Genomic DNA, 12,204 nt, shown 5'->3' with positions numbered 1-12,204 from the left:
AGATTTAAGCGATCATTTTCATGATAGCAATAGATACAGGCTATCAAAATAGGATAATCGATCATTCAAAACAATTTTCAATCGTTATCCGGGCCTGTGTAGAATTGAAAATTGTCCATTAGGAATGTCCTGATCTTTTGAGTGGGGGCTAAATTAGGGAAATGAAAATTAACACACTGGAAATTAAAGGCAAAAAATTCCTGATGACGGCAGAGTTTCACCCCATCATTAATCTTTCAGGAAAAAATATTCTCAGCTATCAAGCAGTGGCACAATTTTTTAACACTGAGGATTTTCTCATTCCCGCAAAGCAGATAGCAACGCTGTTCGAAGAAACGGCGGTCATCAGAAAAGTAACCGATTTTATTTTTGAGGTTATTTGTCACGTTCTAAAAATGAAGGAAACAATGGTGGTTTCATTCATTTTATCGCCGCAGTTGATTAATGATATGGGTTATCTCACCCAGCTCAGAGAACGCTGCCAGCGCAATAATATTGCCCCGCAGCGTATCGAAATAGAAATCAGCGACAAAATTACTTACTCTCAATTTATCAGTAGCTTACCTTTATTAAAGAAAGCCAAAGAAGACGGTTTTATGGTGTCACTCGGAAAGTTTGGCAGCGGACATGACCATGCGGAGCGCCTGCAGCTATTTGCATTCAATACCATTAAAATCGATCGTTCCATTGTTGATGGTATCGCCCGTCACCCGGCAAAACTTTCTACACTGTACCGTTTCATTGACAACGTGATACCTGCCGGTACGAACGTTATCTGTGAAGGCGTAGATAGCGCCGCCGACCTCGCTCTGCTTAACAGATATAACGCTGGCGGTATTCAGGGATACACATTTTCCCGTCCGCTAACTTTTAAGCAGCTCCAGCTACTGGAAGGGTTGTGAGCTCACACAAAAGCCGCTGGCGGAGGATCGGGTAAACACTCAGCATCAAACAGGCAACGCTTGTGCTATTCCTCTTCGTTTTCGCGTGTGCAGATGATCGCTTTATCGTTAGTATGCTTGCTATCCGCATAGAAGAAGGCTTTTTTACCCGTTTCAATCTGCGTGATGATATGAATCGCCGCCCAGTTGGTATCCTTGTTTTGATCCTGGCTGTCGGTATAAATCAGCGAGCGCCCGGAATATTGATCGGAAATGTCATACGGCTTCTCCTGTGGGTTCGTGTAATGCCGGCCATTGATAGTGAGCCCATCGGGTTCGACGCTGGCACGGTATTCATCGCACTGCAGCGTGATACCCGCAGCAGATGAATACGCCGATAACATGGCTAAACAGCAGCCCGCAATAAACTTGACCATAACCATCCCGTATACGTCTTGTTGGCAACAGAATAATACAACGCCCCTAAGAAGGGGCGCGTTAACAAAGGTTAGTTATAAAGCGAAGGTTCGCCGACCGGGCGAGTTTTAAAGCGCCGGTGGATCCACAGGTACTGCTCCGGTGCGCGCAGAATTTCGCACTCAATCACTTTGTTCATGTAGCTGGCGGCGGCGAACTCATCCTCAACCGGATAGTCATTCAGCGCTTGGCCGATATGCAGCGAATAACCGGAGAAATCCTCTTTGCGCACCATCGTGACCGTCAACATTTTTGCCCTGGAAAGGCGCGATAAAACATATGTGCCGTTGGTGGTTGCCGCGTTTTTAACACAGAAGAACGGTGCGAAAATACTGCCTTTGCGCCCGTAATCCTGATCCGGCGCGAACCAAACGGCTTCACCTTGTTTCAGCGCATTGACCAGCCCCTTCAGATTACGGCGATCAATCATCGATTTATTTGAACGCATACGCCCACGCGTCTGCACCCATTCCATCAGCATATTATTATGGGGACGGTAAGTTGCCATCATTGGCTGACAGAGCCCCATTACGCGCCCACCCAGCTCCAGCGACATAAAATGCACACCAACCACCATTACGCCACGCTGGCTGGCCTGAGCAGCCTGCAAATGCTGATAACCTTCGACATCAAACCAACGGCGTACACGCTTATCCGACCAAAACCACGCCATGCCGGTTTCAATCAACCCCATGCCCAATGACATAAAGTTTTTCGCGATCAGCCGCTCGCGCTGCTCATCATTCATATCGGGAAAGCATAATTCGAGATTACGGCGAGCGATACGCTCACGCCGTTGCAGAAATCGGCGTGATTGCCGACCCAGCCCCGCGCCAAGGCGGGCAAGAATAGGATAAGGAAGTTGAACGAGAAGCCAGAGCAAACCTAACCCGGCCCATGTCACCCAATGTCGCGGGTGTAAAAATGCAAACTTGAACGATGTCATCACTGTTACCTAAAAGCCTCTATTCAGTAGCGCTTAAGAGACAATGAATCACTTCATCAAGTCATTACGCGTTACAATCACTCGCTCCGGTTGCAGGCAACTGAGCGATATATCCATTGCTGAGCAATATAGCACGGAGGGCTAAAATCTTAAGCCAGGAATAATGAATAAAACATGAAGTTTTTTCGGCGGCATAACCGCCGAAAATGATCAGACAATGGCCGTGGTCAACCGGGATGAACAACACAAGCGGGATTGTTCGTCGTAAATATCGATTTGCCAGACCTGGTGCCGACCGCCCGTATGCAACGCCCGACAAACGCCGCGCACGCGCCCGCTGCGCACCGAGCGCAAATGGTTGGCATTAACCTCCAGCCCCACCACCTTCTGCTCCCCCTCCGTACACAGATAGCCAGCAACAGAACCGAGCGTTTCCGCCAGCACCACCGACGCGCCACCGTGTAGCAGACCAAACGGTTGATAGGTTCGTTGATCCACCGGCATACTCGCCTCAAGCGCATCGTCACTGATACGCTCAAAACGAATATCCAGAAGCCCCACCATATTGCCATCGCCCATTGCATTCAGGGCTTCCAGCGTAACCGCGCGTTTCCAGATCATCCCAAAATCTCCAGTAAAGCCTGTAGTGGATGGCGCACGCCATTCCCTTCGATTCGTTTAACCTGGCTGCGACAAGAGTAGCCGGTCGCCAGACAGCGATTCCGCGGCAAACGTTGCATCGCCTGATGCCAGGAAAGCTCATAAATGCCCAGCGAACTGGCATGGTTCTTCACTTCATGTCCATATGTTCCGGCCATACCGCAGCAACCAACGCTGACATTTTCCAGTACTGCACCAAAGCGCGCAAAAATCGACGCCCATTGCCCTGTCGCGCCGGGTAGCGCAGTCACTTCAGTACAGTGGCCGAACAGATACCAGGGTTCGCCGCTGGGCACTCGCTCACCGATGTTATCCAGCGCCGCGGGCAGCCATTCATGCACCAGTTGCACATGAAAATCACCGCGCTTATCGCCTAACGCCAGCTTGTACTCATCGCGGTAGCAGAGCACCAATGCGGGATCAACACCTACCATCGGCATACCCAGTTGTGCTACGCGGTTAAGGAAATCTGCGGTTTTTTGCGCCGTTTTGGCAAAGCGATCCAGAAAACCTTTAATGTGTTGCGCCTTGCCATTTGGCGAGAAAGGCAGCACCACCGGCTGGAAGCCCAGCCGTTCGACCAGACGAACAAAATCGGTCACCACCTGCGCATCGTAGTAGCTGGTAAACGGATCCTGCACCACCAGCACGGTTTTCACTTTCTGCGCGGCATTGAGCTGCTCAAGCTGCTCAAGCGTCATGTTCGCGGTGCGATGCCCGACCATCTGACGCTGCAATGACGGCACCGACAGCAGCGGCAAATCCACCATGCCAATATGCTTCGCGGAAAGGGAACGTACCCACGGCTGGCTCATAAAAAAGTTAAACGTTTTCGGCGCGCGCGCCATCAGTGGCGCATAGCTCTCGACCGTGGCAACCAAATGGTCGCGTACCGGGCGCAGATAACGGCTGTGATAGAGCTGTAAAAAGCGTGACCGGAACTCCGGCACATCAATCTTGATCGGGCACTGCGTTGAGCACGCTTTACAGGCCAGGCAGCCGGACATCGCCTCTTTGACTTCATGCGAGAAATCATACTCACCGCGACGTGCGTGCCAGCTATTGCGCGTACGCTCAATTAATGTACGCAAACTCGCCCGTTTTTCCGGCAACTCTTTTTCCAACTTAATGGGGTCGATCCCACGATCTGCCAGCAGACGCAGCCATTCGCGCACCAGCGTTGCCCGCCCTTTTGGCGAATGAATACGGTTCGCCGAGATTTTCATCGAGGGGCACATCGGGCTTTTCACATCGAAGTTAAAGCACAAGCCATTACCGTTACACTCCATGGCGCCACGCCATGACGAACGCACAGCGATAGGAATTTGCCGATCAAGCGTACCGCGTTTGACGTCATCCACCTTCTTCATCGGGGCATCGATGCCTTCAGGCGGGCAGATTTTACCGGGGTTCAGACGGTTTTCCGGATCAAAGGCCGCTTTGATTTTGCGTAACTCACCATATAGCTGCTCGCCAAAAAAGGCCGGGCTATATTCTGCGCGAAAACCTTTCCCGTGTTCGCCCCACAGCAAACCGCCATATTTCGCCGTCAACGCGACCACATCATCGGAAATGGATTTCATCAACACTTCTTGCTGCGGGTCGCACATATCCAGCGCCGGCCGCACGTGCAGCACCCCAGCGTCAACATGACCAAACATGCCGTAGCTCAGGCCGTGCCCATCAAGTAGCGCACGGAATTCAACGATGTAGTCCGCCAGATGTTCCGGCGGCACGCAGGTATCTTCCGCAAAGGGAATCGGCTTAGCCGCGCCTTTGGCGTTCCCTAACAGACCCACGGCTTTTTTACGCATGGCATAAATGCGCTCAATGCCCGTCAGATCTTCACACAATTGCCAGCCAATCACGCCACCTTCACCATTGGCCATTAACGTATCGAGGCGCTGGCACAGCGACTGCACTTGCGCATCAATCAGCGGCTGATCGTCACCGGCAAACTCAACAATATTCAGCCCAAGCAGGTTTTTGTCCGGCACATCGGTAATCAACTCTTTTACCGAATGCCAGACAATGTCTTCACGCGCCAGGTTAAGCACTTTCGAATCCACGGTTTCGACGGATAGCGCACGCGCTTCCACCATAAATGGTGCATTGCGCAGCGCGGAATCGAAAGAGTCGTATTTGATGTTCACCAGACGGCGAACTTTTGGCAGCGGCGTGATATCAAGGCGCGCTTCGGTAATAAACGCCAGCGTCCCTTCTGAGCCGGTCAGAATGCGGGTTAAATCAAATTCGGTCATTTCGTCGTTAAACACATGACGCAGATCGTAACCGGTGAGAAAACGGTTCAATTTGGGGAATTTATCCAGAATCAACTGGCGGTTATCGCGACAGCGTTCCAGCACCGTTTTATAGATCCTCCCGATAGCGGTGCTGGTATTACCCAGCGTTTGAGCCAGCGCCACCGGCATCGCCTGCGTATCGAGGATATCGCCGCCCAACAACACAGCGCGGACACCCAGCACATGGTCGGAGGTTTTCCCGTAAACCAGAGAACCCTGACCGGAGGCGTCGGTGTTGATCATTCCTCCCAGAGTCGCACGGTTGCTGGTCGACAACTCCGGCGCGAAAAAGAAGCCATAAGGTTTCAAATACTGGTTGAGCTGATCTTTGATAACGCCCGCCTCAACGCGCACCCACCCCTCTTCGGGGTTAATTTCCATAATGCGGTTCATATAGCGGGACATATCAACGATGATGCCCTGGTTCAGTGCCTGGCCATTGGTGCCGGTTCCGCCGCCGCGCGGAGTAAAGACCAGCGTGCGAAAACGCGGCTCGGCAGCGAGGCGTGTGATCAAGGCAACGTCGGACGTTGAACGAGGGAAAACGACGGCATCGGGTAATAGCTGGTAAATACTGTTGTCTGTCGCCATCGTTAGCCTGTCGGCATAGCTGGTGGCGGTATCACCGGTAAAACCTTGTTGCTCCAAAGCCTGCAAAAAATTCAGCACCAGTTGAACGACGCCCGGTGCCTGGGAAATCTGTGGGATCATTATGCTTGACCCTGCCTGACTGTTAGTGTTGTGAATAGTTAATCGTTTGCTTTAAGCATTCATCGTTGTATCACATTTTTTTCTTATGCGCCCATGAGAATTACAGGCAGAATCGGACTGTCCAAAACTGCTGAAATCATTAATCATTATCACTGGTGATTTCCAGAAACACCGAATTTTCAGCCACTCAATAAGGTGAGTAAATCGTATGGTTGATCTACGTCAGTCCAGGGATGTACCGCAAATCATGCTGTCGGTACTGTTTTTAGCAATCATGATTATCGCCTGTCTGTGGGTCGTCCAGCCCTTCATCCTCGGTTTTGCCTGGGCGGGCACGGTGGTGATCGCCACCTGGCCACTGCTGGTGCGCCTGCAACGCGTGCTGTTTGGCCGCCGCTCGCTGGCGGTGTTAGTGATGATGCTGCTGTTAATCCTGCTGTTTATTATTCCGGTCGCGCTACTGGTTAATAGCCTGGTGGACTCCAGCGGCCCGGTAATCCATGCCATCAGCACCGGCGCCATGTCGCCGCCGGATTTAGCCTGGCTAAACAGCATTCCTTTCGTTGGTGAGAAGCTCTACGCGGGCTGGCACAGTCTGCTGGATATGGGCGGCAGCGCCATTATGGCCAAACTGCGCCCGTACGTAGGCGCGACAACCACCTGGTTTGTCGGCCAGGCCGCACATATTGGACGCTTTATGCTGCACTGCGGCCTGATGTTGCTGTTCAGCGCCCTGCTCTACTGGCGCGGTGAGCAAGTTGCCAGAGGGATCCGGCATTTTGCCATTCGCCTTGCCGGAAAACGTGGCGATGCCGCCGTGCTGCTGGCAGGCCAGGCGATCCGCGCCGTAGCGCTGGGCGTGGTGGTCACTGCGCTGGTGCAGGCCGTACTTGGCGGCGTTGGCCTGGCCATTTCCGGCGTGCCCTACGCTACGTTGTTTACCGTGGTCATGCTGATGACCTGTCTGGTGCAGCTCGGGCCGTTACTGGTACTGGTCCCGGCCATTATCTGGCTTTACTGGAGCGGAGATTCCACTTGGGGCACCGTGCTGCTGGTCTGGAGCTGCGTTGTCGCCACGCTGGATAACTTCATCCGCCCGGTACTGATCCGCATGGGCGCGGATTTACCGCTGATCCTTATTCTTTCAGGGGTCATTGGCGGACTGGTCGCTTTCGGCATGATTGGCCTGTTTATAGGCCCGGTATTACTGGCCGTCTCCTGGCGGCTATTCTCCGCGTGGGTGAATGAAGCGCCCGAACCGGCAGCAACAGATAATGCATTAAGCGAAGTCGACAATGTAGATAACCCTTCCTGAAAATAATTGAGGCGGGGTAGCCCGCCTTAATTATTATTAAGCACTACTTATCATTTCAAACGCGAAACCCCATTCAGATCCCTCTGAAAGCGGAATAATGCGCGGTTTAACCTATATATTCTTCACGTCCGTTTAACTAATGAGACGAATCTGATCGACGCAAAAAATCGACATGCCTACTATTAGCTCACGGTTATAAATCAACACCTTGATTTATAAGCATGGAAATCCCCTGAGTGAAACAACGAATTGCTGTGTGTAGTCTTTGCCCATCTCCCACGATGGGCTTTTTTTTCGCCGCTTTCCGTTCAGGCACTTATTTGCCGGATGCAGACGCGCTCCCCTTGTTGCTCACCGCGCAGGCACCATTATCAATAGCCGCACCAATCGGTAGATAATCGAATGCTAAATGCATCGTGCTCACATCGTGTCCATCACAGGCACGAATATGATCGTTATAAGACGCGCAGCCATTAAGCCCCGCGCATGCGAGCACGATAAACATGAATAAAAAACGTTTCATTTGAATAACCTCACGACTATTGCAGGCAAATAAAAGATATATACTTTCCGCTACAGCGAAATAAAAACTGCAATAGTTAATAAATTAAAACGACGAAAAGACAATTAACATATACCCGCTTACGTATTTACCTGTGCCAGCTGCTGATAAGATTATGCTGAGACAGCACGTGATCAACGACGTTACGTAACCGGCCCTGCAATGCTCTATAAATCCTGCGTTCGCCCGCATAGTTCACCCACCGGATACCGTCGGGTTCAACTTCGACAAACCCCGTCACGCCATTACAAATAAAATGGACATAATGGCGCTCAGCTATTTTCCCCATTACGTAAAACCTCAATATAATTTTCTCTGCAAGCACAGAAGAAAATAGAAAACCACGAACAGATAAGTCACTGGAGAGAATTATATGCAGGGTAATTATCAATACAATAAATATATACCAGGGGCAGGCACAAATAGCTTACGATCACACAAATACCTTACGCAATTGTAAGCCATGCAGCGCGGTTGTTATTTCAGCAGGGTTATTGTTGCCCGTTTGTGCAAAAAATAGCCCATCATTCGATGGGCTACGATTTTATCACTGGCTGACTTCGCACTGGCTCATCATTTTCCAGGCGGAGGGAAGTTCGCGGGTTTCGCCGTAAACGTTCACCGTGAGCGTTGCGCGGATATCAGCAGATGAGGCGCCCATTTGCAGCTCAAACTCACCCGGTTCGACAATGCGCTGCCCGTCACGACGCGTAAAGTTGAGCATATCCACTGGCACGATGAACGTTAGCGTTGCCGTTTCACCTGGCGACAACGCCACACGCTGGAACGCTTTTAGCTCATGTACCGGGCGCACCATCGACGCTACCTTATCCCGGACATACAACTGCACTACCTCGCTGCCGCTGCGCTCTCCGGTATTTTTCACCTGCACCTGTACGCGAATATCGCCATCGATCGCCACATCTGGCGTCAGCAGCACCGGGTTCACATACGCAAACTGCGTCCAGGTTTGTCCGTAGCCAAAGGGGTAACGTGAACCAAAATGGAAGGCAAATGGCGTACCGCCGCTTTTCAGTTTGTGGTTGTAATAATAGGGCATTGCACCCGCGCTTTTCGGCACGCTGACAACCAGACGTCCCTGCGGCTCTGCTCGCCCGGTCAACACATCGGCAATCGCCCAGCCCCCCTCCTGCCCCGGTGCCCACGCCATCAACCATGCGGCAACGCGCGACTCCAGCCCTTGCAGGTTATAAGGCCGCCCACCAGTCATGACCACGACTACCGGTTTCCCGGTTGTCACTAACGCCTCCAGCAACTGTTGTTGCACACCCGGCAACGTCAGACTGTCCGTGTCAGAACCTTCCCCCACCGTCCCGCTCTGGAATAACCCGGCAAGATCGCCCACGCAGGCAATAATCACGTCGCTTTCTTGCGCTACGCTAACCGCGTGCGGGATCAGGCTCAAATCCACGGAGACCGGCGACTGCTGCATCGGTTTGCCCGAAGCGTCTCCAGGGAAAACGGGGGCACCTGCCATACGTTTTTCAATAATATGGCAGCCTTTGGCATAGCGGACATTCCCCTCTCCCAGCGTCTGGCGTAGCGCCGCAAGCGGTGTGGTAACCTGCGTGGTCTCCTCCAGCATATCGCTGATGATCAAATGCACCGGGAAACTGTAGCCGCTGAGCAAAGCCAGCGGATCGTCGGCGGTCGGGCCAATCACCGCCACCTTCGGCGAACCGTTCAACGGCAGGATGCCGTTATTTTCCAGCAGCGTCATTGAACGCGTAGCGACCTCACGTGCTACCTGCCGCGTCTCAACCGACTGCAAGTCGATGCCCTGTTCATCGGTATAGGGATGCTCGAACAAACCGAGACGAAATTTCACTTCCAGTACGCGAGCGACAATTTCATCCACTTTTGCCATGGAAATAAGGCCGCGCTCGACGGCCTCTGCCAAATGGCGCGCACAGTCATCTTTTGGCAGTTCAACATCCAGCCCGGCATTAAATGAGAGCGCAGCGGATTCTGCGGCATCGTGAGTCACGCCATGATGTTGATGCAACAGGCTGACACCGCCGTAATCGGCGACAATAATGCCATCAAAGCCCCACTGTTCACGCAGCAAGGTGGTGAGCAAGAAGTGGTCACTGTGTCCCGGCTGGTTATCAATGTCATGATAGGCTGGCATTACCGATCCGGCTTTCGCCAGTTTCACCGCCATCTCGAACGGCAGCAAAAAGATGTCGTTCAGCTCGCAAAAGCCCAGGTGCACAGGCGCATGGTTACGTGCGCCTTCGCTAAACGAGTGACCAACGTAGTGTTTGAGCGTCGCCAGCATATCGCCCTTTTCACCCTGCAGACCTTTCACGTAGGCGCAAGCCATCACCCCCACTAACCATGGATCTTCGCCAAATGTCTCTTCCGTGCGCCCCCAGCGGACATCGCGCGAGACATCCAGCACCGGAGCCAGCCCCTGCTTGCAACCGGTTGATCGCGCTTCCAGCCCAATATGATGAGCGGCACGCTGCACGAGTTGCGGATCCCAGGTGGAGCCGTAGTTCAGCGAGGAGGGAAATAACGTCGCGTCTTTACACAGTAAACCAACCAAACACTCCTCATGGAACAGCGCCGGGATACCCAGTCGCGTCTCTTCCACTAGCGTTTTTTGCAGCCGATTAGCCGCGCGCACGCCGCTTTTTGCCTCCACAATATGCGTGCCCAGCGGGCGGGTTATCTGCCCGACCCCCAACGTAAGCCGCTGCGCCAGCGCCGCCTGAGCACTGACACCGGCAAATTCATCACTGAGATCGGTACGCTCGCGGTGATTACCCTCTTCTGAGAGCATCAGCCACAAAGCATGCATTTGCGCGAATTTTTCTTCCGGCGTCATCCGCGCCAGTAAGTCTGCCACGCGTTCAGCTACGGGGCGGTGTGCGTCCTTGTAAATTGCGGTCATCGGGTCACTCCTGTGTGATTGAAATCCGGGGAGGTTTGCGGTGCGGTATCGCGGTCATCGCGTTTGCGTATTAACTCTTGCGCGATACTGTCGGCAACCTGGCTATTCAGTTTGTAGCGGGTCAGCAGCAGCGCCATGCAGATAAACAGCAGGCAGGGGATCAGCGTAAACAGCGCGTTAATGGTCGTCAGCACCGTCGCACTCTGGGCTGCCTGGTTCGGCGCATAGTCCACTGCGCCAAGTACCCAACCGACCACTGCGCCGCCGAGCGCCAGGCCAAACTTAATGGCGAACAACGCCGTAGAGAACACCAGTCCGTCAAGACGACGCCCGCTGCGGTGCTCTTCATAATCGACAACGTCAGAGAACATGGTCCATTGCAATGGCGTGGTCAGATTCTGAATAAAGCTAAAAACGATATTGAGGCCAAAAATAAGCCACACTTGTGAAGGTGGAATAATAAAGATCAGCGCAGCGAAAACGACGAAGGTAATAATTGTCCACTGGTAGGCGCGTACCCGGTCGAATTTCCCTAACAACCGTGCCGATAATAGCGCTCCGCTTAGGGCAGCGATCATGCCAGACACAATAAAGGTAAACACCATATCCGGGCGCTGTAATACATATTTGACGTAATACATTGTGGCAGAACCGCGCGTCACCACAGCGGTTAACAGCAAAATATTAAACAAAAAGACAATGCGCCACTGCGTATTTGCCGTCAGCAGTTTGAGATCGCTGAGCAACGAACCGGAGCTATCATTGCGCGGCGTAAAACGCTCGCGGGTCATAAAGAAACAGCCAAAGAACAGAAAAATGCCTAACACGCCCATCATGCTCATGGCATAGAAATACCCTTTTTGATCGTTACCCGCCCCCAGATGCGCCACCAGCGGCAGAGCAATAACGGTTACGATCAGGCCGCCGATAAACGATAAACCAAAGCGCCAGGACTGCAGAGAGTGGCGCTCGTGCGGATCCATCGTCAGTGCACCGGGCATCGCGCAGTAAGGTACGTTAATCGCAGAATAGATAAAACTAAGGATGGCGTAAGTAACGCAGGCATAGAGGATTTTTGCCGTTGCCCCTGCGTCCGGGACATAAAAGGTAATAATGCAGCTCACACCAAACGGTATTGCAAACCACAGCAGCCAGGGGCGAAAACGCCCGTGCCGCGTTTGTGTGCGATCGACCAGTGCGCCGATACAAGGATCGACAAAAGCATCAATTGCACGCACGACCAAAAACATGGTTCCCATAATTGCGGCGGGTAACCCAAACACATCCGTATAGAAATAAGCGAGAAACAGCGTTGCGGTTTGCCAGACCAGGGCGCTTGCCATATCACCCAGACCGTAACCTATTTTGTCTTTTGTACTCAGGACAGAGGAGATTGTCATTTTTATTAGCCTTGTGAGGTCAAAAAATA

General features: G+C 52.5%; 9 protein-coding genes and 1 other RNA gene. 3 read left to right on the top strand and 7 right to left on the bottom strand.

All coding sequences use genetic code 11. From position 1 onward, the window contains the following. The first annotated feature begins 161 nt into the window (after window positions 1–161). Entirely contained in the window at window positions 162–902 is a 741-nt protein-coding gene (locus tag ACFX4O_RS05820) for an EAL domain-containing protein (RefSeq protein ID WP_380207722.1), read from the top strand. A 65-nt stretch (window positions 903–967) separates the two neighbouring features. Here the strand turns inward: ACFX4O_RS05820 and ACFX4O_RS05815 are convergent, their stop codons facing one another. The 4 genes from ACFX4O_RS05815 to ACFX4O_RS05800 form a co-directional block, all read right to left on the bottom strand. Further along, window positions 968–1,318, bottom strand: coding sequence for a hypothetical protein (locus ACFX4O_RS05815; RefSeq protein ID WP_235855251.1), 351 nt, complete (start codon window positions 1,316–1,318; stop codon window positions 968–970). Window positions 1,319–1,389: 71 nt separating this feature from the next. After that, entirely contained in the window at window positions 1,390–2,304 is a 915-nt protein-coding gene (gene lpxP / locus ACFX4O_RS05810; protein ID WP_380207721.1) for a kdo(2)-lipid IV(A) palmitoleoyltransferase, read from the bottom strand. A 210-nt stretch (window positions 2,305–2,514) separates the two neighbouring features. Beyond that, window positions 2,515–2,925, bottom strand: coding sequence for a 1,4-dihydroxy-2-naphthoyl-CoA hydrolase (menI, locus tag ACFX4O_RS05805; RefSeq protein ID WP_131411489.1), 411 nt, complete (start codon window positions 2,923–2,925; stop codon window positions 2,515–2,517). Further along, window positions 2,922–5,978: an FAD-binding and (Fe-S)-binding domain-containing protein gene (locus ACFX4O_RS05800; RefSeq protein WP_380207720.1), complete on the bottom strand. Its 3,057-nt coding sequence runs from the start codon at window positions 5,976–5,978 to the stop codon at window positions 2,922–2,924. Before ACFX4O_RS05800 ends, menI begins: the two co-directional genes overlap by 4 nt. 208 nt (window positions 5,979–6,186) lie before the next feature. Between ACFX4O_RS05800 and ydiK the strand changes: the two genes are divergently transcribed. Further along, complete coding sequence (gene ydiK / locus ACFX4O_RS05795; protein WP_380207719.1) at window positions 6,187–7,293, top strand: AI-2E family transporter YdiK; 1,107 nt, start codon at window positions 6,187–6,189, stop codon at window positions 7,291–7,293. Between the two features lie 189 nt (window positions 7,294–7,482). Continuing rightward, an RNA gene (gene rprA, locus ACFX4O_RS05790) (antisense sRNA RprA) lies at window positions 7,483–7,590 on the top strand. Window positions 7,591–7,609: 19 nt separating this feature from the next. On the opposite strand, the gene ACFX4O_RS05785 is transcribed toward rprA, so the two are convergent. From ACFX4O_RS05785 to ACFX4O_RS05775, 3 genes are all read right to left on the bottom strand, one after another. Beyond that, complete coding sequence (locus ACFX4O_RS05785; RefSeq protein ID WP_380207718.1) at window positions 7,610–7,816, bottom strand: hypothetical protein; 207 nt, start codon at window positions 7,814–7,816, stop codon at window positions 7,610–7,612. 586 nt (window positions 7,817–8,402) lie between these two features. Further along, the gene (locus ACFX4O_RS05780) at window positions 8,403–10,775 is read right to left on the bottom strand and encodes a glycoside hydrolase family 3 N-terminal domain-containing protein (protein ID WP_380207717.1); all 2,373 of its coding nucleotides are present in this window, start codon (window positions 10,773–10,775) and stop codon (window positions 8,403–8,405) included. Further along, entirely contained in the window at window positions 10,772–12,175 is a 1,404-nt protein-coding gene (locus tag ACFX4O_RS05775) for an MFS transporter (RefSeq protein WP_131411499.1), read from the bottom strand. The genes ACFX4O_RS05780 and ACFX4O_RS05775 overlap by 4 nt, the downstream gene beginning before the upstream one ends. Between the last annotated feature and the right edge of the window lie 29 nt (window positions 12,176–12,204).

Source organism: Kosakonia sp. YIM B13571 (assembly GCF_042788095.1).
GTDB lineage: Bacteria > Pseudomonadota > Gammaproteobacteria > Enterobacterales > Enterobacteriaceae > Kosakonia > Kosakonia quasisacchari.
The sequence above is the reverse complement of the archived record's forward strand: the minus strand, read 5'-3'. Positions and strand labels throughout refer to the sequence as shown.